This window comes from Lentzea sp. NPDC058436 (genome assembly GCF_042721515.1).
In the GTDB taxonomy this organism is placed as follows: Bacteria; Actinomycetota; Actinomycetes; order Mycobacteriales; family Pseudonocardiaceae; genus Lentzea.
The window spans coordinates 62368-86181 of the sequence record NZ_JBHXLF010000017.1; the positions used below are offsets into that span (position 1 = coordinate 62368).

General features: G+C 67.6%; 27 protein-coding genes, 1 tRNA gene and 1 pseudogene. 11 read left to right on the forward strand and 18 right to left on the reverse strand.

Going from position 1 to position 23814, the window contains the following annotated elements; genetic code table 11:
* The first annotated feature begins 1 nt into the window (after position 1).
* On the forward strand, positions 2–814 hold the full coding sequence (locus tag ACFWN2_RS36235) for a GNAT family N-acetyltransferase (protein WP_382435079.1): 813 nt from the start codon (positions 2–4) through the stop codon (positions 812–814).
* Positions 815–954: 140 nt separating this feature from the next.
* Positions 955–1164 carry a hypothetical protein gene (locus ACFWN2_RS36240; RefSeq protein ID WP_382435080.1) on the forward strand — a complete coding sequence of 70 codons (210 nt, stop codon included), beginning with the start codon at positions 955–957 and terminating at the stop codon, positions 1162–1164.
* 111 nt (positions 1165–1275) lie between these two features.
* Here ACFWN2_RS36240 and ACFWN2_RS36245 read toward each other — a convergent pair whose 3' ends face one another.
* The 3 genes from ACFWN2_RS36245 to ACFWN2_RS36255 form a co-directional block, all read right to left on the reverse strand.
* Positions 1276–1701 (reverse strand): carboxymuconolactone decarboxylase family protein, encoded by a 426-nt coding sequence (locus ACFWN2_RS36245; protein ID WP_382435081.1) that lies wholly within the window; start codon positions 1699–1701, stop codon positions 1276–1278.
* 70 nt (positions 1702–1771) lie between these two features.
* On the reverse strand, positions 1772–2491 hold the full coding sequence (locus ACFWN2_RS36250) for an SDR family NAD(P)-dependent oxidoreductase (RefSeq protein ID WP_382435082.1): 720 nt from the start codon (positions 2489–2491) through the stop codon (positions 1772–1774).
* Complete coding sequence (locus ACFWN2_RS36255; RefSeq protein WP_382435083.1) at positions 2488–3306, reverse strand: NAD(P)-dependent oxidoreductase; 819 nt, start codon at positions 3304–3306, stop codon at positions 2488–2490. Before ACFWN2_RS36255 ends, ACFWN2_RS36250 begins: the two co-directional genes overlap by 4 nt.
* A gap of 82 nt (positions 3307–3388) precedes the next feature.
* Between ACFWN2_RS36255 and ACFWN2_RS36260 the strand changes: the two genes are divergently transcribed.
* Positions 3389–3742, forward strand: a complete 354-nt coding sequence (locus ACFWN2_RS36260; RefSeq protein ID WP_382435084.1) for a winged helix-turn-helix transcriptional regulator — start codon at positions 3389–3391, stop codon at positions 3740–3742.
* On the opposite strand, the gene ACFWN2_RS36265 is transcribed toward ACFWN2_RS36260, so the two are convergent.
* From ACFWN2_RS36265 to ACFWN2_RS36275, 3 genes are read right to left on the reverse strand one after another with little or no spacing between them, the layout of a single operon-like run.
* Complete coding sequence (locus tag ACFWN2_RS36265) at positions 3732–4547, reverse strand: hypothetical protein (RefSeq protein WP_382435085.1); 816 nt, start codon at positions 4545–4547, stop codon at positions 3732–3734. The genes ACFWN2_RS36260 and ACFWN2_RS36265 overlap by 11 nt on opposite strands.
* On the reverse strand, positions 4544–5221 hold the full coding sequence (locus tag ACFWN2_RS36270; protein ID WP_382435086.1) for a protein phosphatase 2C domain-containing protein: 678 nt from the start codon (positions 5219–5221) through the stop codon (positions 4544–4546). Before ACFWN2_RS36270 ends, ACFWN2_RS36265 begins: the two co-directional genes overlap by 4 nt.
* Before the next feature lie 53 nt (positions 5222–5274).
* Entirely contained in the window at positions 5275–5625 is a 351-nt protein-coding gene (locus ACFWN2_RS36275; protein ID WP_382435087.1) for a nuclear transport factor 2 family protein, read from the reverse strand.
* A gap of 78 nt (positions 5626–5703) precedes the next feature.
* Here ACFWN2_RS36275 and ACFWN2_RS36280 point away from each other — a divergent pair, with 78 nt between their 5' ends.
* The gene (locus tag ACFWN2_RS36280; protein ID WP_382435088.1) at positions 5704–6498 is read left to right on the forward strand and encodes a MerR family transcriptional regulator; all 795 of its coding nucleotides are present in this window, start codon (positions 5704–5706) and stop codon (positions 6496–6498) included.
* A gap of 88 nt (positions 6499–6586) precedes the next feature.
* On the opposite strand, the gene ACFWN2_RS36285 is transcribed toward ACFWN2_RS36280, so the two are convergent.
* A tRNA-Tyr gene (locus ACFWN2_RS36285) sits at positions 6587–6667 on the reverse strand.
* Positions 6668–6786: 119 nt separating this feature from the next.
* Here ACFWN2_RS36285 and ACFWN2_RS36290 point away from each other — a divergent pair.
* Both ACFWN2_RS36290 and rfbA read left to right on the forward strand, forming a co-directional pair.
* Positions 6787–7278 (forward strand): YajQ family cyclic di-GMP-binding protein, encoded by a 492-nt coding sequence (locus ACFWN2_RS36290; protein WP_189160100.1) that lies wholly within the window; start codon positions 6787–6789, stop codon positions 7276–7278.
* Positions 7275–8147 (forward strand): glucose-1-phosphate thymidylyltransferase RfbA, encoded by an 873-nt coding sequence (rfbA, locus tag ACFWN2_RS36295; protein WP_382435089.1) that lies wholly within the window; start codon positions 7275–7277, stop codon positions 8145–8147. The genes ACFWN2_RS36290 and rfbA overlap by 4 nt, the downstream gene beginning before the upstream one ends.
* On the opposite strand, the gene htpX is transcribed toward rfbA, so the two are convergent.
* Genes htpX through ACFWN2_RS36315 form a run of 4 tightly spaced genes read right to left on the reverse strand, consistent with a single transcriptional unit; the run spans position 8144 to position 10411 of the window.
* Positions 8144–9007 (reverse strand): zinc metalloprotease HtpX, encoded by an 864-nt coding sequence (gene htpX / locus ACFWN2_RS36300; RefSeq protein ID WP_382435090.1) that lies wholly within the window; start codon positions 9005–9007, stop codon positions 8144–8146. The two genes, rfbA and htpX, sit on opposite strands and share 4 nt — an antisense overlap.
* 17 nt (positions 9008–9024) lie before the next feature.
* Positions 9025–9477 (reverse strand): 4Fe-4S binding protein, encoded by a 453-nt coding sequence (locus tag ACFWN2_RS36305; protein WP_089915449.1) that lies wholly within the window; start codon positions 9475–9477, stop codon positions 9025–9027.
* Positions 9474–10004, reverse strand: coding sequence for an NADH-quinone oxidoreductase subunit C (locus ACFWN2_RS36310; protein WP_382435091.1), 531 nt, complete (start codon positions 10002–10004; stop codon positions 9474–9476). Before ACFWN2_RS36310 ends, ACFWN2_RS36305 begins: the two co-directional genes overlap by 4 nt.
* A complete protein-coding gene (locus ACFWN2_RS36315) occupies positions 10001–10411 on the reverse strand; it encodes an NADH-quinone oxidoreductase subunit B (protein WP_191298138.1) in 411 nt (136 codons plus the stop codon). The genes ACFWN2_RS36310 and ACFWN2_RS36315 overlap by 4 nt, the downstream gene beginning before the upstream one ends.
* 225 nt (positions 10412–10636) lie before the next feature.
* Here ACFWN2_RS36315 and ACFWN2_RS36320 point away from each other — a divergent pair, with 225 nt between their 5' ends.
* Positions 10637–11668, forward strand: a complete 1032-nt coding sequence (locus tag ACFWN2_RS36320) for a LysR family transcriptional regulator (RefSeq protein WP_382435092.1) — start codon at positions 10637–10639, stop codon at positions 11666–11668.
* Between the two features lie 24 nt (positions 11669–11692).
* Here ACFWN2_RS36320 and ACFWN2_RS36325 read toward each other — a convergent pair whose 3' ends face one another.
* From ACFWN2_RS36325 to ddaH, 6 genes and pseudogenes are all read right to left on the reverse strand, one after another.
* The gene (locus tag ACFWN2_RS36325) at positions 11693–11842 is read right to left on the reverse strand and encodes a hypothetical protein (protein WP_382435093.1); all 150 of its coding nucleotides are present in this window, start codon (positions 11840–11842) and stop codon (positions 11693–11695) included.
* A gap of 139 nt (positions 11843–11981) precedes the next feature.
* A pseudogene (locus ACFWN2_RS36330) lies at positions 11982–12332 on the reverse strand (transglycosylase SLT domain-containing protein); the annotation flags it as partial.
* A 968-nt stretch (positions 12333–13300) separates the two neighbouring features.
* Positions 13301–14317 (reverse strand): HNH endonuclease, encoded by a 1017-nt coding sequence (locus tag ACFWN2_RS36335; RefSeq protein ID WP_382435094.1) that lies wholly within the window; start codon positions 14315–14317, stop codon positions 13301–13303.
* A 65-nt stretch (positions 14318–14382) separates the two neighbouring features.
* Entirely contained in the window at positions 14383–14766 is a 384-nt protein-coding gene (locus ACFWN2_RS36340) for a hypothetical protein (RefSeq protein ID WP_382435095.1), read from the reverse strand.
* A 9-nt stretch (positions 14767–14775) separates the two neighbouring features.
* Positions 14776–15606: a phosphotransferase family protein gene (locus ACFWN2_RS36345; protein WP_382435096.1), complete on the reverse strand. Its 831-nt coding sequence runs from the start codon at positions 15604–15606 to the stop codon at positions 14776–14778.
* A 701-nt stretch (positions 15607–16307) separates the two neighbouring features.
* Positions 16308–17192 (reverse strand): dimethylargininase, encoded by an 885-nt coding sequence (gene ddaH / locus ACFWN2_RS36350; protein WP_382435097.1) that lies wholly within the window; start codon positions 17190–17192, stop codon positions 16308–16310.
* 75 nt (positions 17193–17267) lie between these two features.
* On the opposite strand from ddaH, the gene ACFWN2_RS36355 reads away from it, so the two are divergent.
* From ACFWN2_RS36355 to ACFWN2_RS36370, 4 genes are all read left to right on the forward strand, one after another.
* Positions 17268–17708, forward strand: a complete 441-nt coding sequence (locus tag ACFWN2_RS36355; RefSeq protein ID WP_382435098.1) for an Lrp/AsnC family transcriptional regulator — start codon at positions 17268–17270, stop codon at positions 17706–17708.
* Between the two features lie 10 nt (positions 17709–17718).
* On the forward strand, positions 17719–18459 hold the full coding sequence (locus ACFWN2_RS36360; RefSeq protein WP_382435099.1) for an enoyl-CoA hydratase: 741 nt from the start codon (positions 17719–17721) through the stop codon (positions 18457–18459).
* 211 nt (positions 18460–18670) lie between these two features.
* Positions 18671–20509 (forward strand): 2-oxoacid:acceptor oxidoreductase subunit alpha, encoded by a 1839-nt coding sequence (locus tag ACFWN2_RS36365; protein WP_382435100.1) that lies wholly within the window; start codon positions 18671–18673, stop codon positions 20507–20509.
* Positions 20506–21555 carry a 2-oxoacid:ferredoxin oxidoreductase subunit beta gene (locus ACFWN2_RS36370; RefSeq protein WP_382435101.1) on the forward strand — a complete coding sequence of 350 codons (1050 nt, stop codon included), beginning with the start codon at positions 20506–20508 and terminating at the stop codon, positions 21553–21555. Before ACFWN2_RS36365 ends, ACFWN2_RS36370 begins: the two co-directional genes overlap by 4 nt.
* 61 nt (positions 21556–21616) lie before the next feature.
* Here ACFWN2_RS36370 and ACFWN2_RS36375 read toward each other — a convergent pair whose 3' ends face one another.
* Positions 21617–23671: a hypothetical protein gene (locus tag ACFWN2_RS36375; protein ID WP_382435102.1), complete on the reverse strand. Its 2055-nt coding sequence runs from the start codon at positions 23669–23671 to the stop codon at positions 21617–21619.
* Positions 23672–23814: the final 143 nt, after the last annotated feature.

The window sequence follows — 23814 nt, forward strand, 5'->3', positions numbered from 1 at the left end:
CGTGGCCGAGATCTTTTCCTTCACCGAGACGGATCCGGATTCGCTGGGGGCGACCTGGGGAGCGCTGCGCCTGCACCGGCTGGCCTGGCAACCCGGCTGCGACCTGCCCGCGTTGCTCGACGAGTGGGAGCCCAGGCTCACCCACCCCGACGACCCCGACACCGCGGCGATGGTGACGTTGCCGAGCCACGCCGACGTGCTGCCGTTGATCCACCGCGGCTTCGCACCCCTCACCGTGGTCGCCGAGCGCCTCGCCGGCCGTTCGCCCGCGCCGAGGCCGTCCACCGTGAGCGTGCGGACCGCGACCCGTGCCGACCTGGACGTCGCCGTCGAACTGAACATGCACACGGTTCGGTACGACAGCGGGTTCGGCATGGTCACCGAACGCCCGAACACCGCGGAGCACCTGCGGTCGGCGTTGGCCGAGGTGCTCGACCGCGACCACGAGGCGATGTGGCTCGCGGTCGACGGCGACACGCCCGTCGGCATGATCTACGTCGACATGCCGCAGGACGCGGGGTGGATGGAGCGGTTCGCCACCGCGCGTCCGTTCGCGTATCTCGGCCATCTCGGCGTACGGCCCGATGTACGCGGCACGGGCGCAGGCACCGCTCTCGTCGCACACGCGCACTCGGTGCTGGACGAGGCCGGGGTCGCGTCGACGCTGCTCCACCACGCCTTGCCGAACCCGCGCTCGACGCCGTTCTGGTACTCGAACGGCTACCGGCCGCGCTGGACGCTGTGGGTCCGCCGCCCCGCGTTGCGCTCGTCCCCCGGCGTGTCTTCGCAACCCGATCGGCCTAGTGGGACATGATCTACCCGTTCACACAAGCGAAGAACCCGAACGAACCCGTACTTGTGGAACGAATCCGGCCTCTATTTCGACAAAGGGGTAAGTGATTCGGACACCACTCCTGGGGGGTCGAGATGGAACTCAGCGGAAGAGCGAGATCGATGCTGCGGGCTGTCGCCGCGGGACGTGCCGAGGTGACAGGGGGCGCGGAGCCCGACCTGTACGTCGACGGACTGCCCTGCTGCGACCGCACGGCGACGCACGACCTCGTGCACGCGGGACTGCTGCGCCCCTCGCAGCCGACGAGCTTCGGCCTTCGCGTCTGCGCTGAACTGACCGATGACGGCCGGGCGGCACTCGCCGCCAGTTGACCGGCGCGCCGATCGACCGATGATCGAACATTTGTTCGACATGGGGTAGGCTGCGCGCTGAAGCCGGCACGCAAGAGAGAGGAAGCTCTTGCGCGCCGGCTTCAACCTCGTTCAGGCGACCTTCTGCCCCGTGGCCACGTTGAGGCGGTTCCAGACGTTGATCGCGGAGATCGCGATCGTGAGCCCGGCGAGCTGCTCCTCGCCCCAGTGCTTCGCGGCCTCGCTCCACACGGCGTCGCTGACGTGCACGTGCGTCATCTCCTCGGCGAGCGCGAACGCCGCCTTCTCCGCGTCCGTGTAGTACGGCACGTCCCGCCAGCCGGCCACGGAGTGCACGCGCTCGTCGGTCTCGTTCGCCTTGCGCAGCAGCTTGCTGTGGTAGTCGATGCAGACACCGCAGCTGTTGATCAGGCTGACCCTGAGGTAGACCAGCTCCAGGAAGTTCTTGTCCAGCCCGGTCTTCTCCGCGGCCTCGGACAGCCCCAGCAGCGCCTGCATCGCGCCGGGCACCGACATCATCGGGTTGGCGATCCTCATCTTCGTTCTCCTTCGTCCGTTTCCCACTCGACCCGGCGGGCGACGAAGGTGTGACAGGTTCGCCGAAGATTTATCCGAGACCACCGTCCACGGGCAGGTCGGCCCCGGTGGTGAAGGTGGCCTCGAACGCGAGGAAGAGCACCGCGTCGGCGACCTCGTCCATGGTGCCGTGGCGCTTGAGCGGCGTCGTTCGGTCACCCTCCTCCTTGAACTGCTGGAGGACCTCGTCCGGCAGCCCGGTCACGCCCATCGACGGCGTGTCGATGAAGCCGGGACTCACGACGTTGACCCGCACGTTCCGCGGCGCCAACTCGGCCGCGAACGACCTGCCGAACGACCGCACCGCGGCCTTGGCCCCGGAGTAGACGCTCATGCCCACCGCTCCGCCGGTCTGCGCGACCGACGTCGTGAAGACGATCGACCCGCCCTCGTTGATCAGCGGCGCCAGCTTCTGCGCGGTGAAGAACGCTCCCCTGGTGTTCACGGCGAACGTGCGGTCGTAGTCGTCGGCGGTGACGTCCCCGATCTCTGCCAGCGTCGCGTAACCGACGTTGATGAAGAGCAGGTCGATGGCGCCCAGACGTTCGCGCACCTCCCGCTCAAGCTCAACGACGTCGCCGAGGTTCGCCGCGTCGGACGCCACGGCGTGCGCCTTGATGCCCTCGGCCTTCTCCGTCGTGCGCCCCGTGAGCAACACCTCGGCGCCCTGCTCGATCAGCTTGTCGACCGTGGCGCGCCCCATGCCGTGCGTGCCGCCCGTGACGACGGCCTTCTTCCCCAGGTACTTCACTTCCGGATCTCCTCGATGACGCTCGCGATGCTGTGGTTGCCGTGGCCGTTGCGCTGGGCGCGTTCGAACAGGTCGTGCAGGGCCCGCGGAATGGTGGTGTCGAGGCCCTGTTCCCTGTTGGCCTCGGCGAGCAGGCGCAGGCCGGAGACGTTGATGTCCAGCGCGGACACGTCGGTCTCGTACTTGCGCGTGTGCGTCTCCTCGCCCATCTCGGGCAGGAGGGTGCTCATCTCGTTCAACCAGCTCGTGGCCATGGGCGTGAACTTCTCCGGCGTGATGCCCTCGCTGCCCACCAGCGCGACCGCCTGGAGGTAGCCGCCGAACGTGGCCCACATGATGCCGAGCAGCGCGAGGTCGTACAGCGCGGCGAGCCCCGCGTCCTCCCCGACGTGCACCGGCTCGCCGAACGCGTGCAGCACGTGGTGGTTCTCGTTGCCGCTGAAGAGGATTTTCGATTGTGGCGTGCCGATCTGTTGTGGCACAGCCATGATGACGCCGTCGACGTACTCGACCCCGTTGTCCTTGGCCCACCGCGCGGTCCTGCGCGCCTCTTCGGGCGTGCCGGACGTCAGGTTGACGAGCGTCCTGATCTCGTTGGTGAGCAACGGTTGTTGGACGTCGTACGTGGACAGGCAGGTGACGACGACGTCGCTCTTGAACGCTTCTTGTGGCGTGGCAACGCTTCTGGTGTTTTCTATGGTTTTCGACGTGCGGTTCCACACGGTCACTTCGTAGCCCTCTTGCACGAGGGCGTTCGCGAGCGCGCTGCCCATCCGGCCGAGGCCGAGCACGCTCACGGTCTTCTTGTTCCCCATGGCCCAAATGGTTGTTGGGGTGCTGACTTCTCGACAAGTACCTACTATTTTGTCAGGTACCCACCTTTTGGTAAGGATCCTGATGAAGCCACGTAATTACGTCTGCGGCCTCGACGCGGCGATCGACGTGATCGGCGGCCGCTGGAAGGCCCTGATCCTGTGGGCGCTGCACGAGGGCCCGGTGCGCACGGGCGAACTGCGCCGGTCCGTCTCCGGCATCAGCGAGAAGATGCTGATCCAGGTGCTGCGGGAGATGGAGGCGGACGAGATCGTGCACCGCGAGGTGTTCCACGAGGTGCCGCCCCGCGTCGAGTACTCGCTGACACCGCTGGGGGTGCGGCTGAACGAGGCGCTGCTGCCGTTGGGCGACTGGGGCGAGGACAACATGACCGCCATCGCCCGCCGCCGTGGCGTGGAGCCGGCTCCTAGGCATTGAGCAGCAGGCGTTCCGCCCACTGCGGCACTTCGTAGCCTTTCGCCTGCGCCGCCTGCCTGATCCGCGCCCTGATCGGCTTGGGCAGCCTGGCCACGTCCATGCGCTGCTTGACGCGCGACTTCTCGACGAGCAGGATCCGCGCCGCCCCGGCGTCGTGCCGTTCGTCGGCCTCCGGGCTTTCGAGCGCCTGGACGATCTCCGCGATCGGCGTCTCCCGCAGGATCAGCCCCGGAACGTCCTCGTACGGCGGCGTCTTGGTCGCGTTGCCCATGCCGGCCGCACACCACCGCAACACCTGCAACACACCCTCCAGGCCGTCCACCCGCTTGCGCGCCTCGACGATCCGCTTGGAGTCGACCGGCGTCGGCCAGTGCCCGACCAGATCCCCGGTGTGCTCGGCCAACGCCGGCGGCATGGCAGCGATCCACGCAAGCCGCTCAGGCCGTTCGTGACTGCCCAGCAACGCCCCCGGCAGCCCGTTGTCGGCGAGCCAGCGCAACAACTCCGCGCCGTCCTTGAGCTCCCCGTGCCCGCTGTCCCACTGCCAGGCGAGCGAAACCCCGTGGTGCAGCCTGAAGGTGGTGATCCGCTCGCCCTGCCCGTCCAGGAACTCGAACCACACCTGCCCGATGCACGCACACACGTAGCCGGGCAACGAGCTGATCTCAAGTGCCGCCCGCAACCCGTCGAGCGTCGCGGGAATCGTCAGATCGACGACGACCTCGCGGTACCACTCGACTTCCGAGATCCGCACGCTCGACGCCGTGCTGACGACGGCATCGAGCGCTCTGACGTCGGTCGTCACCGGTCGAGGTAGACGACGGTGGCGTCGTCCGAGATCTTCTTCCGCGGCCAGTCCACGGCCTTGGCGTCTTCCTTCTCCACGGCCCGCATCCTGCGAATGAGGTCGTCCGGCCCGTTGGCGGCCATCAGTTCCAACGCCTGTCGCCAGTCGAAGAGGTTGAACAGGTCAACCGCCCGCGCCGCCCCGTCAGACAGGACGGCCACCCGGCGCACGTCCTGAAGCGCCACTTCACCGGTCAGCGCGTGCTCGACGTCCTCGGCCTTCGCCCCGGCCGTCCGCTGCGTCTTCGTGTCACTCACGACGCGCAACTCCTGTTTGGTGTCCACCACCACCGTGGCGTCCCCGAGAACCAGATACCGCAGCACGTCGTCCTTGATCTGCACCACCGCGATCGCCACCGACGGCGAGTCGGGATGATCGAGGTCGCAGGTGCCCGCGTGCAACTCGGCGGCCTGTTCGACGGCCGTCTTGAGCGCATCCGCAGGATCCAGGTGAGCGGCCCGCAGGATCTCCGCGGCCAACTGGTCGGCGAACCACCCGACGCCGTGCGCGCACCCGTTCTCGGGCTTGGCCGTGACGCCGTCGAGCACCGCCAGGAGGTTCGGCCCGACCAACGCGCGGTCCTCGCTCGGCGCCGTCGTCCTACCGGCCTCCGTGGCCATCTGCGTACGCACTGAGATCCCCCTCGTCCGGCCTCACAAGGCTGCGCGCGAACGCTATCAACCAGTCAGCCGGCGTGGTTGGCGATGACGAGTTCGGCGACGAGGTCGTCCCGCAACGCGAACCGGTAGTCGAGTTCTGCGACGCCTCCCGGAAAGTTGCCCTCCAGCCGCACGGTCACCACCCAGTGGGCGTCGTCGACGCGGCGAGCGCCGATCTGTTCGGTCGTGTACTCGAACTCGGACGCGGCGTCCCGCAGGAACGCGTGGACCTCCTCGCGGCCGCGGAAGGTCTCGTCCTGGTCGACGACCACCACGTCCTCGGTGAGGAACGACGAAGCGGTGTCGGCGTCGCGAACGACGTGGGCGGCGAAGAACTCGCGCACGGTGGCCGGGATCAGATCGGTGTGCTGTGTCATGAGCCCACCGTGTGACCTCACGGCGCGGGAGGGTCAAGCCTTGGACTCTCCCCCAGGGGGAGACTCCACAATGAACAGGTGCTGACCATCGGGGAGTTCTCGCGCCTGACCCACTTGAGCGTGCGAACTCTTCGTCGCTATCACGAGGCGGCCCTGCTGGAACCCGCCGTGGTGGACGAGTTCACCGGCTACCGCTACTACGGCGTCGACCAGATCCCGACCGCACAGGTCATCCACCGACTCCGCGAGCTCGACGTCCCCCTGAGCGACGTGCAGCGAATCCTGCGGACCCCCGACCCCGACGTCCGCGCGGCCCTGGTCGCGGACCACCTGCAACGCCTCGAAGACGTGCTCGACCGCACCAGGGCCGCGGTCGTGTCGCTGCGGCGCCTGCTCCGGCCCGACCCCGCACCCATCGACGTCGAGTTGCGTGCGGAACCCGCCAGGACGGTCGCGGCAGTGGAGGCCGTGGTCGAGCACGGCGACGTAGAGGCGTGGTTCGCGGGAGCGGTGGCCGAGCTGGAGGCGGCCGTCGGCGCCGCCGCGACCGGCCCCCTGGGTGGCAACTACGACAACGCTCTTTTCGAACAGGAGAGGGGTCACGCGCTCGTCTACCTGCCGACCGCCGCGCCACCTCGCACCGGACGCGTGCACCCCGTGGTTCTCCCAGCCGCAGAACTGGCCGTCACGACCCACGTCGGCGAGCACAACAGCGTCGAGGTCACGTACGGCGCACTCGGAACTTGGGTGGTGGAGAACGCGATGTCGGTGGCCGGGCCGGTGCGGGAGGTCTACCTCGCCGGACCCCGTGACTCGAGCGATCCTGCCGCGTGGCGCACCGAGATCGGCTGGCCGGTCTTCCGCGTCGGCTGAAGCCGCCGGAAACGCCGGAATCGACCGGGCACAACAGAAAGGTCCCTGTGATCAGCTCGCGCTGGTCACAGGGACCTTTCTGGCTATGTGGCGGGTAGAGGATTCGAACCTCTGTAGCTTTCGCGACGGATTTACAGTCCGCTCCCATTGGCCGCTCGGGCAACCCGCCCCACACCGTCGTAACGGTGCGGGCAGAACGATACATAACCCCTTCGGGGCGCCCCAAATCGGGGTACCCCAGTAGCATCGACGCTGGCTGTGACCCCGAGATCGTTGAGGAGTGAAGTCGTGGCGGACCCGTCGTTCGACGTGGTGAGCAAGGTGGACCGGCAGGAGGTCGACAACGCGCTCAACCAGGCCTCCAAGGAGCTGAGCACGCGCTTCGACTTCCGCGGTACCAACACCACCGTGGCCTGGGCCGGCGAGGAGGCGATCACCTTCACCTCCGAGACCGAGGAGCGCTGCAAGGCGGCGATCGACGTCTTCCAGGAGAAGCTGGTCAAGCGCAACATCTCGATGAAGGCGTTCGAGGTGGGTGAACCCGCGATCTCCGGGAAGGTGTTCAAGGTCACGGGAAATCTCGTGCAGGGCATCACTTCGGAGAAGGCCAAGGAGATCGCCAAGAAGATCCGCGACGAGGCCCCCAAGGGCGTTCAGGCGCAGATCCAGGGTGACCAGTTGCGGGTGTCCGGCAAGAAGAAGGACCACCTGCAGGACGTCATCTCACTGCTGAAGGGCTCCGACTTCGGCATCGCCCTCCAGTTCACCAACTACCGGTGAAGGGCATCGTCCTCGCCGGTGGCAGCGGGACGCGCCTGCACCCGATCACGCAGGCCGTCTCCAAGCAGCTGCTGCCGGTGTACGACAAGCCGATGATCTACTACCCGCTGTCGGTGCTCATGCTGGCCGGCATCCGGGAAGTGCTGATCATCAGCACCCCGACCGACTTACCGCTGTTCCGGCGGCTGCTCGGCGACGGGTCGCAGTGGGGCATGTCGTTCGAGTACGCCGAGCAGGCCGCCCCGAACGGGCTCGCGGAGGCGTTCGTCATCGGGGCTGACTTCGTCGGTGACGACGACGTGGCGCTGGTGCTGGGCGACAACATCTTCTACGGCCAGGGCTTCTCCACCACGCTGCAGCACCACGCGTCCACTTTGGACGGCTGCGTGCTGTTCGGCTACCAGGTGAAGGACCCCGAGCGGTACGGCGTGGGCGAGGTCGACGCGACGGGCAGGCTGCTGTCCATCGAGGAGAAGCCCGCGAAGCCGAAGTCGAACAGGGCCATCACCGGGCTCTACTTCTACGACAACGGTGTGGTCGACATCGCGCGGAACCTCAAGCCGTCGCCCCGCGGCGAGCTGGAGATCACCGACGTCAACCTGCACTACCTGCGCGACGGGCGGGCGCAGCTCGTGGACCTGAGCCGCGGGTTCGCGTGGCTCGACACCGGCACGCACGACTCGCTGCTCGAAGCCGGGCAGTTCGTGCAGGTGCTGGAGCACCGGACGGGCGTGCGCATCGCGTGTCCCGAGGAGATCGCGCTGCGCATGGGCTTCATCTCCGCGCAGGAGTGCTACGCGCTCGGCGAGAAGCTCGGCAAGTCCGGGTACGGCGAGTACCTCATGGCCGTGGCGACGGCAGGTCGTTAGCGCCGGGCCATCTCTTCGAGCCTGCGGATGCGGTCGGCGATCGGCGGGTGGGTCGAGAACCACTTGGCGAACTGTTCCCCCGAGCGGAACGGGTTCGCGATCATCAGGTGGCTCTGCGACACCACCTCCGGTTCCGGCGCGAGCGGCGCCGCCCGCGTCCCCAGCTCGATCTTGCGCAGTGCCGAGGCCAGCGCCAGCGGGTCGCCGGTGAGCTCGGAGCCGGACTGGTCCGCCTGGAACTCGCGCGAGCGGCTCACGGCCAGGCGCACGACGGTGGCCGCCACCGGGCCGAGCAGCGCGATCAGCAGCAGCCCCAGCGGTCCTGGGCCCTCGTCGTCCGAGTCGCCGCCACCGAAGATGCTCGCGAACATGGCCAGGTTGGCCAGCATCGTGATCACACCGGCCAGCGCGCCGGCCACGCAGCTGATCAGGATGTCGCGGTTGTAGACGTGCGCGAGCTCGTGGCCGAGCACGGCGCGCAGCTCGCGTTCGTCGAGCAGGTCCAGGATGCCCGTGGTGCAGCACACGGCGGCGTTGCGCGGGTTGCGGCCCGTCGCGAACGCGTTGGGTGCCGCCGTCGGGCTCAGGAAGAGCCTGGGCATGGGCTGGCGCGCCTTCTGCGACAGCTCGCGCACTATCGCGTAGAGCACGGGTTGCTCCACTTGCGACACGGGCATCGCCCGCATCGCCCGCAGCGCGAGCTTGTCCGAGTTGAAGTACGCGTAGGCGTTCACGCCCAAGGCCAACATCAGGCCGATGACCAGTGCCGTGCGACCGAACAGGCTGCTGACCAGCACGATCAGCCCGCTCATCCCGCCGAGCAGCACGGCCGTCTTCAACCCGTTGAAGTGCTTGTGCACGGTTCCGCCTCCGGGTTTTACGTCCTACCCCTCAACGAACCAGGCCGCCGTCCGGTTCCGGTGGCGGTTTCGGGCGCGGCCTCCGCGGCCGGGTCGAGCGCCGGTGGCGGCGGCACCTTCTCGACCCACGTGGACAGCACGTCCCGTTCGTGGACGAGCTCCGCCACAGCGCCCTCGCCGTCGATCGAACCCGTGCCCGGATAGCCGAACTCCGGCGCCCAGTGCAGTGCGTCGAACGGGCAGACCTCGACGCAGATCCCGCAGTAGAGACACTGGCCGTAGTCGATCGCGAACCGGTCGAGCACGTTGCGGCTGCGCGGGCGGGCGCTGCCGGGCTGTTCTTCGACCTCGGTGTGCGACGTGATGTGGATGCACCAGTCGGGGCACTCGCGCGCGCAGATCATGCAGACCGTGCAGTTCGCCTCCAACAGCGCGATGACGCCCCTCGTGCGCGGGGGAAGGTTCGTCACGACTGCGGCTCCTCTTCACGGCGCGGGCCCCACGACGGGTCCGGCACTCCGGGTGGTGCGGTGCGGCGGCGGCTCGGGGAGCTCGTGTTGTCCTCGCCCGGTTCCAGACGGCCCGGCCACGGACGCACGACGCGTGCGGCGAGCACGAAGTCCTTGCGCAGCGGGTGGCCCTGGAAGCTGTCGGGCAGCAGCAGGTGCTCGGTCTCGCTGTCCACGGTGACGCCGAACATCTCGGCGGCCTCGCGCTCGTGCCAGCCGGCGCCCTTCCACAGGTGCGCGACGCTCGGCAGCGCTTCCCCGGACCCGATCTCCGTCCGCAGCATCACGCCCTCGCGCGTCCGCGGGTCGATCACGTGCAGGAAGACGGCGTGACGCTGACCTGCTGCGCCCGGACGGCCCGCGTCCTCGACGCCGAGCCAGTCGAACATGACGAAGCCGTCGGCGTGCCGACCCGCGGCGGTCGTGACCCAGTCGGCGAGCTCCACGTGGTGGATCGTCTGGCCGAACGCCGTCTTCGGGGTGGTCACGCGTTCACCAGCCCGTGCAGCGCCTTGAGGCCTTCGAGCAGCGCTTCCGGCCGCGGCGGACAGCCGGGAACGGCGACGTGGACCGGCAGGGCCTGGTCGATCCCCTTGGTGACGCTGTAGGAATCCCAGTACGGGCCGCCGGTGTTGCTGCAGGCGCCCACGGAGATCACGTAACGGGGTTCGGGCATGGCCTCGTAACTGCGGAGGACAGCAGGCAACATGACGTCCGTGACGGTGCCGGAGACGACGAGAACGTGCGCCTCGCCCGCGCCGTCGACCGGCGTGACGCCGAGGTCGGGAAGGCGGTCGAGAGCTGCCATCACTTCGACTCCGCAGCAGGCGAGTCCGAGTTCGAGCACGGTGACCTGGTAGGTGGTGCCCCAGTCCAGGCGAGCGGAAGCCGTCACAACGGCTGAGGGTAATACTTGGGGGCCCGCGGGCTTGCGCCCGGCGGACCCCCACCCCCCAATGATTCCCCCCGGAATCGGCTCCCACGCGTGGTCGCCGGAGATAGCTTTGTACACCCCGCGATAAGTGTCCAGGGATTTGCCGACAGGATCTGCAGATAATTTGTCGGTGAAATGCGGTCAAGTTCAGTTCAACTGATCGGTAGAACATCAGAGAGGGTTCCGATGTCCGGCTCGTCCCAGTTGGTGCTTCCCACCAGCACCTCGCTGCACCGCCTGCTGAACATGCCCGGTGCACTACTGGATACCACGATGGACCAGCTCAGGACCCTGTTGACCGTTCACGAGACCCGTTCGGCCCTACGAGCCGCGCGCGCGTTGGGACGAGAGCAGTCGAGCGTGCAGAAGCAGCTAGACACGTTGAACAGGAACTTCCTGGAACTGTGCGGCGAAGCGCTCGTGGTGAAGCAGGGGCGCGGAAAAGACGTGCTGTTCACGCCTACTGGTGAGTCGATCGTCGAATTGGCGAGGGAGACGCTCGCGGAGTGGCTCGACGGAATTCACGAGTGCCGCCGCAAGCTCGGCACGACCGTCACCGTGGGCACGACGCGATACATGCTGGACACGCTCGCGAAGGCGTGGCACCACGTCGCGGACGAGTTCCGCGAGCGCGACGTGGACCTCAAGGTCGTGCACATCCGCACCAAGGACATCTGGACGAAGCTGGAGACGCAGGAGGTCGACGTCGTGTGCGGCAGCGTCGTGACCAAGTCCGGCGCCGGCTGGGAGCGGCCCGAGTTCGACGTCATCGAGTGGCGGCGCGGCGGGCTCGCGTTGCTGACGAACCTGCCCGAGACGATTGTGGGCGACCGCGTGCGGGTACCTCAGTTGAGATCGGTCCCGTTGGTCGTGCCGGGGGCGGGCCTGATCGCCGAGTTCCTGCGGGGCTGGTTCGGGGCCGACTACCGCCAGGGGCTCGACATCGCGGCGGAGATCGACGAGATCCAGTACGGCATCTCGCTGCTGCGCTCGAACCTCGTCCAGGGAGCCATGATCGTGACGTCTGGTTTGGGCGTGGTGGCGTCGAACAACGAGCTCCGGGAGGGAGGCGGCCTCCGGGTCGTCGAGCTCGCAGATGACTCACTGGAGCGGCTTGTGGGCGTTTTCGCCCGAACGGACGAGCTGTCGAAGCATCCGGCCGATCACCCGCTCAACCTGCTGTGGTCGGCCTTCCAAGCAGAAGCGCCCCGGCCGTAGCCGAGGCGCTGGTGCTTGGTGCTTCTACTTCTTCGCGGGTGTCATGGCGTCGTGCTCAGGCGTGCGTTGCTCGACTTTGGGACGATGCTGGGCTTTGGCCATCTTGGCCAGCCAACTCGTCGCCTCAGAGCGGACCTTCGCCAGCTCGTCGTCGCGTGCCTGTTGCTCGTTCATCGGCCACTCCCTGCGTTCGGGGATCGCGTTCGATGGGAGCACTACCGGGCGTGTGCCCGCTAGGGCCGCCATGCTTGTGGGTGAACCTGATTGACAGCATCGCCTGTCGTTGGGCTTCCCGCACCCCGACGAGGCACTTCTAGTACCCCAGGTACCCGCCGCCCAGGTTCATGTTGACCAGACCCGGGTGGTTGTGGAAGCCGCCGTAGCGCGCGTAGGTGTAGCGAACGCCCGCGATGATGTTGTCGACCGGCGCGAGGATGTTGTCGTAGCCGGCCAGCTTGTAGGCGCGGAACGTCGGGTCGATGCACTGCATGAGGCCCTTGGACGGCGTGCCCCGCATCGCGTTGGAGTCCCAGTTGTTGACGGCGTTGGGGTTGCCGTTCGACTCCTTGATGATGATCGTGTAGATCTCGTCGACGCTGCTGTTGTCGATGTTGGTGCCGTTGGCCTGCAGGATCTTGATGGCGTCCTTGATCCAGCCCTCGATCTCGCGCTGCTTCGCGGGCTTGCGCATCTCGATCTGACGCTCGGCCTCGGCCTTGGCGGCCGCCTCGCGCTGGGCGTGCGAGTCCGCGGCGAGCTTCGAGGCCTGCTCGAAGGTCTGCTGCGCGTACATCTGCTGCATCTGCAGGATCTGGCTGACCTTGGTGCCCGGATTGACGTTGTGCACCGTCTGGATGTTCTGGACCTGCTGGTCGGGAATCGCACCCAACTCGGCCGCACCCGCCGCGAGCTCGGTCGCCGGGCCGCTGGTGGCGGCGTTGGCGATGGCCGCGGTGCCGGCGGCGACACCTGCTGCGACGACGATCGCGCTCACGCGGTGAGCAAGCGGAACCTTGTCGTCCTCGACGCGGTGAGCGCCGGGCTTGACTTCTTGTCTGGGCACGACCGTGTACACGGTTCGGCCATCGGCCTTGCTGTGCCGGGCCAAGGGGGAGCCTCCTGCGTCGGGGAGCTTGGTCTCCGGCAAACCCAGGCGGGGGACTCTGGGCGGACAAAGGGCCCTACTGGCTACAGCTCCTGTGTCCTGCCGGTGACCAAACCGTTATCGGCGGGCGAGAACGTAACCTCGCGTCACGAGCGCAGGCAAGCCTGGGCGCCCATTGGGTGACTCTCGTCACGTTTCCGATGAGTCGGGCTATCGCGTGCTGACAGACAGTCAGTGAGGCGTGTTCGCTTTTCGTAAGCTCATCGTTGCCTCCTGACGAACTGACGGAGCTGTCTGTTAGTTCGCTGCTAGTCCGGCTCTCGTTATGGGTTACGTCCACGACCACGCGATCGAGTGATCCGATCACGCTTCGTGCTGGTTTCGGGGTGTGGGAGCGCTGACCTGCGGGGACTTGATAGCTGGACAGCGTGTTTCTGGGGTCTGCAGAGGGGTACGGAGAGAACGCCTCTTCGGTTCACCGGAGGAGTGAAAATCGATTGGGTGATCACTTCGAGACGATCCGGGCTCTACGGATGGCGAATCAGGCCATCCACGACGACCGGTGCCCCAGCAGGTCGCCAGAACACGTCAGTCTTGATCCACATCGATGTCGCCTGGACGAAGTGGTCGCTCAGCGCGTCGCGCAACGGCGTCTTGTCCTCGGGAACCTGCAGCGGCCGTCCGGCCAGGGCGGCGTACGCCCGGTAGACGCGCAGCCTGGGGTCGACCACGACGGTGAGGGTCTCCGGATCCACAGCGATCATGCCGGCGTCGAACAACTGGTGGATGTCAGCACGAAGGAGCGCGCCTTCTTCCGCCACATGGCGACCGTGCTTGGCAAAGGCCCTCAGATGCGCAGCGTGCAGGGCCTCCTGCGGATTGGGACCGGTGATCAGGCAGACCAGGCCGTACCGCTCGAACAACGCCTTGCGGAACTGGTCCTGTCCCTTGCGCACTGTCACCAGTTGCTTGGTCTTACCTGCGGCGATGGGCTTCGCGGGCGCGTTGCTCGTCGCGCCTGAGACAGGCGGATCCGGCACTTCAGCGGCGTTCAGCAACTCCTGAACAGCGGCGAGGTCGAGTGGCCTGATGGCGTTCTGCCTAGCGCTGTTGTTCGTCACCCGCTCCATCTCAGCAACGCTGATGACATCGCCAATGGCTCGCCAAGTGCCTTTGTAGATCGCCTTGAAACCGGTGACCGGCTCCTGAACCACCAGCGGCTCGTCAAACCCCTTGCCGCACTCATCACGGCCGCACATGTAGTGAGGGACGTCGTTCTGGCGGTAGTTGAACCTCGTCTTCTTGCAGTGAGGACACCTGCGCCGAGTCTTGAGAACGTTCTCCGTCCTCTCGACTTCCTCCACGACTGCTACGCCCAGCGCGCCCTTGCCAGTTCGCAGCACGACGAGATCGCCTTCTCGGACATGGCGGTGGTTGGGCACACCGGAGTCGTACAGGTAGTACTCCTCAACGACGTCGGCGTACCCGTCGTTGCCTTGGAAGCTCCGCTTGTCGTGAGCAACGAGAAACGACCACGCCTGCAAGTGACACCGCCTTGGATCGCGAACAAGAACCAGCGTCGCTCACATCGCGGGCGATCGCGAACGAGTTACTGATCTCGGGGCCGCTTCTGCGCGAGCGCCTTGAGCACCCAGTCGGGGCTGTCGCCGGCGCTGTCGTTGAAGGCGATCGCCGTCCCCGGCTGATGCCAGTGCACCTCGTTGACGACAGCTTGGAAGAGCTCCAAGAGCCCAGGCCCCTTTCGGATACCACCGCCGACCACGACCACGTCGTACTGCTTGGTGGTGAGCTTCTCGGCGAGCTTGGCCTGGGCGCGGCCGTCCAGTTCGTCGAAGTCGATGAGGAAGAGGTCCTCGGCGAGACCGAGCTCGGCGAACCGCCTGCTGCCCTGCTCGATGGCGGCGGCGACCGGTTCGGGGTCGAAGCCGGGGATGGTGTGCGGGTCGAAGCCGATCACGAGGACGTCGGTCATCTCGTGACGCTACTGCTCGTGCCAGAGGCCGGCGACGAGGCGTTCGAGGAGGTCCAGGACCCTCGGCGTGTCGAAGGGGAGGTCTGCGATCAGGTGCGACGCCTCGCGCACCTCGCACTCGGCTTGGAGCGTCCGGAGGGGCATCTTCGTCTCATCGGCGATGAGAGCAAGCACGGCGTGCATGTGCGGGCCGCTGAACCTGGCCAGGAAGAACCAGTCGTCGAGCGGGTCGCCGAAGCGGGCCCACTCGAAGTCCAGCAGGCCCGTGAGCTCGGTGCCGTTCGCGAGCCAGTTGTCCCAGTAGCAGTCCGCGTGGACGGGGACGGTGGACCGCGCGTGCAGTGGAGCGCGTGACGCTATTTCTTGCAGTCCGTCCAACACCCTCTGCGGGATGTGGCCCGCCGTGTTCTCGATCGCTTTGACGAGCGCGTCCCTGCCGGTGAAGCCGCCGTGGTCCAGGACCTCGGCCAGGACCTGCCGCGCGGGTTCCGGGGGCGTCCAGGAGTGCAGTGCGTTCAGCCGCTCGATCGCCTGCCGCGCCAGGCCAAGCGCTTCCCGTTCAGTGTGGAGATCCATCCGCGGTGGAGAGCCGGTGACGCGGGAGTAGCAGGCGTAGCGAATGTCGTGTCGGCGTCCGCTCGCCAGCAGTGGAGCCGTGATGCCCGGCGGCAGGTGCGGTGCGAGTGCGATCTCCCGGTCCAGCCGCGTGTGACCGTCTGCGGCGATGAGCTTCACCACGACGTCGGCGCCGACGTGCACCTCGTGCGAACGGCTGTGCACCGGCGTCAGCGGGCCCGGATCGCGGCCGAGGGCTTCCTCGGTGATGGCGCGAGCATCCATGCGCTTGAGGCTTCCATCGAAATCGGAGGGACAGGTGCGGGACACGTCGCTCACATGACGGTCGCTCGCCCTCGATGACACCCGGACGTCGGCCGAGCTGTTGAACTAGATCGAGCCCGCAGACAAGATTGGCTCGTCGATCCCTACGCGGATCTGGACGCGCGAACGTCGCCGTCTTCGACAGCCCGCACTGTTCCACGATCAGACGCGCCAGGCGCAGTCGTGTCCGTGGCGTGAGGGTGGGCACGAAGGCCTGAACATTCGGCACAGTCAACGGAATCGCCAGCGTGGTGGACGTTGTAGATGTTGACCGTGTGTGCCTGGGTGAGCGTCCCGGAAACGCCACCCGCGACCCCGTTGAACACCTCGGTCTCCGCAGGCGCACGACGACGAGCCACACGGATCGCAAAAGCAATGCTCAACGAAATGACGAGCGCCGACGGCCCAAGCAGGAAGGCGAGTTGGAGTCCGATCCGGAGGGCTTCTCCCGGTTTTTGGGCAGCCTCAGCCAGTAAGGGTGTTCGTAATAAAAAGGTTCAGGACGGTGAGACCTGTTCGTCTCATCGATCATCCCTCCCCTTCTGCTGCTCGTGCGTCCGCAGACGCAGAACCCTTCAACGCCAGGATACTGGAAGCCCCGACAGGACGAAGGCCCCCGGCTTCGTTGACGGGGGCCTTCAAGCGACTGCGCGGCGCGAGGTCTAGCCGCGCAGTTCCATCGTGCAGCACTTCGGGCCGCCGCCCGACTTGCGCAACTCCGAGATGTCCACGAACACGGGCTCGAACCCACGACGAGCCACCTGCTCGGCAAGGTGCACGGCCTCGACGGGCATGACGACATGCTTGCCGTCCGACACGGCGTTCAAACCGAGACACACGGCGTCGTCGTCATTGGCGATCACGGCGTCCGGGAACAGGCGCCGGAGCACCTGCTGCGACCCAGGAGAGAAGGCCTCCGGGTAGTAAGCGACCAGAGGCGAAGAAGACTGGTCGTCGAGCATGAAGAGGGCGACGTCGAGGTGGTAGAAGCGCGGGTCGACGAGCTGCAGCGACACCACGGGGACGCCCAGCACCTCCTGCGCCTCGGAGTGCGCAAGAGGATCCGTGCGGAAGCCCGTGCCGGCCAGCAGCAGGGAGCCGGTCCACGTGAAGTCGCCCTCTGCCTCGTTCACGGCGGTGGGCATGACGACCGACTTGTAGCCCGAGCCCAGGAACCAGCGGCGGAAGTGGTCCGCCTCGGCTGAGCGCTGGGAGGCGCGGAAGCGGGAGCCCAGGACCCTGCCGTCGATGACGGTCCCGCTGTTGGCCGAGAAGACCATGTCCGGCAGGCCCGGGATCGGCTCGATGACCTCCACCTGATGACCCAGGCGCTCGTAGGTCTCGCGAAGGGCCGTCCACTGCTCCACGGCCAGCGACGTGCTGGTGGGCTGGGTCGGGTCCATCCACGGGTTGATGGCGTACTCCACCGTGAAGTACGTCGGCGGGCACATCAGGTACCGACGGGAGGTCGGCACGCGCGTCGGCGTGAGGGGCTGCGCGATGTCGAGCGTGATCGGCTCGCCGGGCCCGGAGATGGAGACGGTCATGGATCGAAATGTAAAGGGCGGTTGGACCATCGAACAACGCCGCGACATTGCGTTGATTAGGGCAGAATGTTGCGTGTGGACAGCATCGACCAGCGAATCATTTCGTGCCTGATGGCCAACGCCCGTTCCAGCTACGCGGAGATCGGCAAGGAGGTCGGGCTGAGTGCTCCCGCGGTGAAGCGGCGGGTCGACAAACTGCTGGACACGGGGGTGTTGAGGGGGTTCACGGCGGTGGTGGACCCCGAGGCGCTCGGGTGGGGCACCGAGGCGTTCGTCGAGGTGCACTGCAGGGGGAACGTCGCGCCGCACGACATCCAGCACCGGCTTGAGCCGATGGCCGAGGTGAGCGCTGCCTACACGGTGTCGGGGGCGGCGGACGCGATCGTGCACCTGCGGGCCGCGGACATCCACCACCTCGAGACGGCGCTGGAGCGGTTGCGGGCCGTCGAGATCATCGACCGGACCGTGTCCACGGTCGTGCTGTCCCGGCTCCTGGACCGGCCGATCGCGCCCTAGGGTGCGGGGCATGGCTGAGGTTCTGCTGGAGCACAACGACTCCGTCGCCGTCATCACGATCAACGATCCGGACCGGCGCAACGCACTGACGATCGACCTGTCCCAGCAGCTCGCGGACAAGGTCGCGGAGGCGGAGAGCAGTGCCAACGCGCTGATCGTCACGGGCGCCCCGCCCGCGTTCTGCGCCGGCGCGGACCTCACCCAGCTCGGCAGCTCCAAGGACGAGGGGCTCAAGAACATCTACAAGGGCTTCCTCGCCGTGGCGAACGCCACCATCCCGACGATCGCCGCGGTCAACGGTGCCGCGGTCGGCGCCGGGCTCAACCTCGCGCTGGCCGCAGACGTGCGGATCGCCGGGCCGAAGGCGCGGTTCGACGCGCGGTTCCTGCAGCTCGGGATCCACCCCGGTGGCGGCATGACGTGGATGTTGCAGCGCCTCACGAACCCCCAGACGGCCACGGCGATGACCTTGCTTGGTCAGATCCTCGACGCGGACGAGGCCGTGCGCCTCGGGCTCGCCTACGCGAAGGCCGACGACCCACTGGCAGTGGCGAAAGAGCTGGCGAGGGCGTCCGCCGAGGCTCCGGCGGAACTCGTCCGGACCATCAAGGCGACCATGCGGCTGACCGATGCAATGCACGACCACGCGGAGGCGGTCGAGACCGAGCTGCGCCCACAGGTCGTTTCGATCGACACTCCAGAGTTCGCTGCGAGGCTTGCCGCGATGAAGGCTCGGATCAGCGGGCGGTAGGTGTTACCTTGGGTAACAGGTAACGAGGGTGACGTCTGCCGCATTCGGGTATTCGCTGGTAGTGCTGTGCTTACCGTTGAGTTAAGGACCCGTTGCGGCAGATGGGACAGTTCGTCTCGCCTGGTGGTACACGGCCCGTCTCGCGGGCGGTCCTGGCGACTACCCTCGTGGTGGGGCACGGCCACCCTTGGAGAGAGGTATCGGCGTAGGAATGAGCACTGAGACCCGCAAGCTGGATCGCGTTGTGATCCGCTTCGCCGGCGACTCCGGTGACGGCATGCAGCTCACCGGAGACCGGTTCACGTCGGAAGCGGCGGCGTTCGGCAACGACCTCGCCACGCAGCCCAACTTCCCCGCCGAGATCCGCGCACCACAGGGCACGCTGCCCGGTGTGTCGTCGTTCCAGCTGCACTTCGCCGACTACGACATCCTGACGCCCGGCGACCGTCCCGACGTCCTCGTCGCGATGAACCCCGCCGCGCTCAAGGCGAACGTCGGCGAACTGCCGGACGGCGGCATCCTCATCGTCAACACCGACGAGTTCTCGAAGCGGAACCTGACCAAGGTCGGCTACGCCTCGAACCCGCTGGAGGACGACTCGCTCGAGAAGTTCCAGGTCCACAAGATCGCCATGGCGACGCTGACCATCGGCGCCCTGGAGGAGACCGGCCTCGGCAAGAAGGACGCCGAGCGCGCGAAGAACATGTTCGCGCTCGGTCTGCTGTCGTGGATGTACCACCGGCCCACCGAAGGCACGGAACGGTTCCTGCGCGAGAAGTTCGCGAAGAAGCCCGACATCGCCGAGGCCAACGTCCTGGCGTTCCGCGCCGGCTGGAACTACGGCGAGACGACCGAGGCCTTCGCCGTCACCTACGAGGTGGCGCCCGCGAAGCTGAACGTCGGCACGTACCGCCAGATCACCGGCAACACGGCGACGGCGTACGGCATCGTCGCGGCCGCGCAGCTGTCGAAGCTGCCCGTTGTGCTCGGCACGTACCCGATCACGCCGGCGTCGGACATCCTGCACGAACTGAGCAAGCACAAGAACTTCGACATCACCACGGTGCAGGCCGAGGACGAGATCGCGGGCATCGGCATCGCCCTCGGCGCGTCCTACGGCGGTGCGATCGGCGTGACGTCGACGTCGGGTCCCGGCATCGCGCTGAAGTCGGAGACCATCGGCCTCGGCGTGATGACCGAGCTGCCGCTGCTCGTGATCGACGTGCAGCGCGGTGGCCCGTCCACCGGTCTGCCGACGAAGACCGAGCAGGCCGACCTGCTGCAGGCGATGTTCGGCCGCAACGGCGAGTCGCCCGTGCCGATCGTGGCGCCGCAGTCCCCCTCGGACTGCTTCGACGCCGTGGTCGACGCGACCAGGATCGCGCTCAAGTACCGCACGCCCGTGCTGTTCCTGTCGGACGGCGCGATCGCGAACGGCTCCGAGCCGTGGATGATCCCGGACGTCGAGACGCTGCCGGACCTCACGGTCGAGTTCGCGACGGACCCGGAGAACTTCCAGCCGTACTCCCGTGATCCGGAGACGCTGGCCCGTCCGTGGGCCGTGCCGGGCACGCCTGGTCTGCAGCACCGCATCGGCGGCCTGGAGAAGCAGGACATCACCGGCAACATCTCGTACGACCCCGAGAACCACGACAAGATGGTCCGCCTGCGCCAGGCGAAGATCGACGGCATCGAGGTGCCGGACGTCGTGGTCGAGGACCCGGACGGCACCGCGAAGGTCCTGGTCGTCGGCTGGGGTTCGTCGTACGGCCCGATCGGCGCGGCGGCACGCCGGGTCCGCAAGCTCGGCCTCCCGGTCGCGCACGCGCACCTGCGGCACCTCAACCCGTTCCCCAAGAACCTGGGTGACGTGCTGAAGTCGTACGAGAAGGTCATCGTGCCGGAAATGAACCTGGGGCAGCTGGCGATGCTGCTCAGGGCTAAGTACCTGGTGGACGCCGTGTCGTACACCAAGGTGCAGGGTCTTCCGTTCAAGGCGGAAGAGCTCCAGGACGTGCTCGCTGACGTGATCAAGGGGGTGTCGGCGTGACCGCTATCGACATCGGACTCCCCGGCTTGACCGGAGTCCCGACCACCGACGAGAAGCAGTCGGCCAGGGACTACAAGTCGGACCAGGAAGTGCGCTGGTGCCCCGGCTGTGGCGACTACATCGTGCTTAACACGATGCAGTCGTTCCTGCCGACGCTGGGTCTCAAGCGCGAGAACATCGTGTTCGTCTCGGGCATCGGGTGCTCCTCCCGCTTCCCGTACTACATGAACACGTACGGCATGCACTCCATCCACGGCCGTGCGCCGGCCATCGCCACGGGTCTCGCCGTGGCGCGTCCGGACCTGAGCGTGTGGGTGGTGACCGGTGACGGCGACGCGCTGTCCATCGGCGGCAACCACCTGATCCACACGTTGCGGCGCAACGTGAACCTCAAGATCCTGCTGTTCAACAACAGGATCTACGGCCTCACCAAGGGCCAGTACTCGCCGACCTCGGAGCCGGGCAAGGTCACCAAGTCGACGCCGATCGGCTCGGTCGACCACCCGTTCAACCCGGTGTCGCTGGCGCTGGGCGCGGAGGCCTCGTTCGTCGGTCGCGCGATGGACTCGGACAAGGCCGGTCTCACCTCGGTGCTGCGCCAGGCCGCGGAACACCGCGGTTCGGCGCTCGTGGAGATCTACCAGAACTGCCCCATCTTCAACGACGGCGCGTTCGACGTGCTGAAGGACGCGGACGAGGCAGAGCGGCGGATCATCAACGTCGTCGACGGCGAGCCGATCCGGTTCGGCCGTGAGGGCGAGTACTGCGTGGTGCGCGAGGGCTTCGGGCTCGCGGTCGCCAAGTCGGCGGACGTGGACGCCTCGGACATCGTGGTGCACGACGCGTCGGACCTGAACCTGTCGTTCGCGCTCTCGCGGCTGTCGACGCAGGACCTCACGCACACCGTCACGGGCGTTTTCCGGCGTGCGGATCGCGCGACGTACGACGACGGCGTGCGCGCGCAGGTCAGCGAGGCCAAGGCTTCGAAGGCGGCGGACCTGAGCAAGCTGTTGCACGGCAAGGACACCTGGACCGTGGTCGGCTGACCACGGAACACGAAAGGGCCCCCACCGCGTTCGGTGGGGGCCCTTTTCAGTGCTTCTGCGGTCAGGGAGCCGGGCGGAAGCCCGCCTTCTCCGCGTCCGCCTCCGTGCGGAACCACACGTCGGCGCGGGTGTCGCCGAAGTTCGCCGACCCCTCGCTGTAGTAGCGGCGGCCGGTCAGCGTGGCCTTCACCGCGAAGTCCGCGGCCGGCGCGTGGCCGTCCGACTTCGGCAGCACCGAGCCCGGGCCGAACGGCGAGCGCGGGTTGAAGCCCTCCGGCTGCTGGAACCTGGCGGGCGCACCCGAGGGGGTGCCGTTCGGGCGGCCGCCGGTGGACGGCGAGAAGCCGACCGGGCGTGGGCGTTGCGGTAGTGCCGCGGGTGCGGCCGGGGCATCCGGCTTCGGGGACTCGAAGGCCGCGAACGCCGGGAAGCTCTGCTGGCGTTGCTGGGTGGTGGAGCGCCGGGCCTCGCGGATCGGCAGGCCCGCCTCGGTGTGCCGCTGTTCGAACGGGACCGGCTCCGGTTCGGGCTCCGGCGGTGCGGCCAGCAGGGGTTCGTCGCTCGGCACGAACTTCGGGACGAACGGCTGGTCGTTCGACGTGTCCGGGAGCGTGCGGGTCTGGCCCAGTGCGGGCAGCGGCTCGTCGGCGTCGAGCAGCGGCTCGAACAGCGAGCGCGGCCGTTCGGCCACGGGCGCGGGCGGGGCGGGCGGGGTTTCCGTGCCGTGGGAGAAGGCGGCGCCGACGGCGCGCGGTGTGCGCTCCGGGGGCTCCTCGCTCTCCACTCGCGGCTCGAAGGCCGAGAACGGTGCTGGGGGCGGGGCTCCCGGCGTTGAGAACGGCTGGGTGAAGAGCCCCGTGTACTCGGGCTCGACGAACTCCTCGTAGACCGGCTCGTCGCGCGTCTCCGGCTCGTCACGCAGCGCGTGCGTGGGCTCCGGCTCGTCACGCAACGAGTGCGTCGGCTCCGGCTCCTCGTCCCACGCGTGCGCGGACTCCGGCTCCTCGTGCTCCGGTTCCTGCTCCTCGGCCAGCGTCGACTCGAAGACGCCGTTGCGGACGCTCGGCGCGTCCAGGTCGGCGGGCTCGTCGGTGATCGGCTCGATCAGGCCGGTCTGCTCGGCTGGGGACTCCGGCTCGACCTCGTGGTCCGGCTCGGTGAAGCCGTCCAGCTGGCCGGAGAGCTCGTCGCGCAGGGCGGGGTACTCGCCGGTGAGGTCGTTGTCCGGCCAGCTGCTCTCCTCGACGGCGATGAACGTCGTCTGCTCGGAGCGGGTGCCCGCCGGCTCGTCCTCCTGCTCGGCGGCCTCGTCGATGTACGACTCGGGCTCGTCCTGGGCCCACACCTCGCGCGGCTGGTAGATGAAGTCGTCGGGATGCCCGTCGACCTCGGGACCGGCGGTCGGCCGCGGCGTCGGCACGCCGGGCTCGGCGACCGGCTCGACCGTCGGCACGTACGACGTCTGCTCGGCCGGGAGCTCCGGGTCGTCGTCGAAGTCCGCGGCTCCGAGGCCCGACTGCGACAGGACCGTCGTCTGCTCCGCCGGGGTCTCCGGCGGGACCTCGTCCGGCGCCAGGCGCTCGAACAGCGACCGCGGGCGGTCGTCCTCGGCGTCGGCCAGTGCCTTCTGCTCCGCCAGCTGCTCCTCGAAGCGGCGCTGGGCCTCTTCCGGCTCCAGGTACTGGCGGACCGGCGCGGACGGCTGCTCGTCGATCTCGGGCCTGGCTTCGAGGACCGCGGTCTCGTAGGGCGCGGGCTCGTGAGGAGCGGGCTCCTCGACGACCGGCGCCGGCGGGACCGGGGCCTGCACCGGCTCGCCGAAGTAGGCGGGCGGCTCGACGTACGGCGCCGGCGGCAGCGCCGCGACGGGTGCCGGCGGTGTCAGCACGTCGTCGCTCAGCGACCTCGGCGGCGTGTTGTCCCAGTCGTCGACCACGAAGTCGTCGACCGGGACGGGCGCCGGTGTCGGCGTCGCCGTCCTGCGCGCTTCGAGAAGTTGATCATCGAGGTCGGCGATCTGCTTGCGTGCGGGGCGCACATACACCAACCAGGTGATCAGCGCTCCCGCAACGAAGGACAGCAGGCTCCACAGCCAGACCTGCCCGAAGATGTTCACGGGTAAGCCCCTTCTACGACCACACTCCGACCCCACTCACTCAGACGGGTGAGCATGGCCAAACTACAGTGCCTTTGATGATGCTCCGTCACTACGCCGTTCAGCGCAAATAACGGGTCGAAAGCCCAGCGTAGAGTGGGATT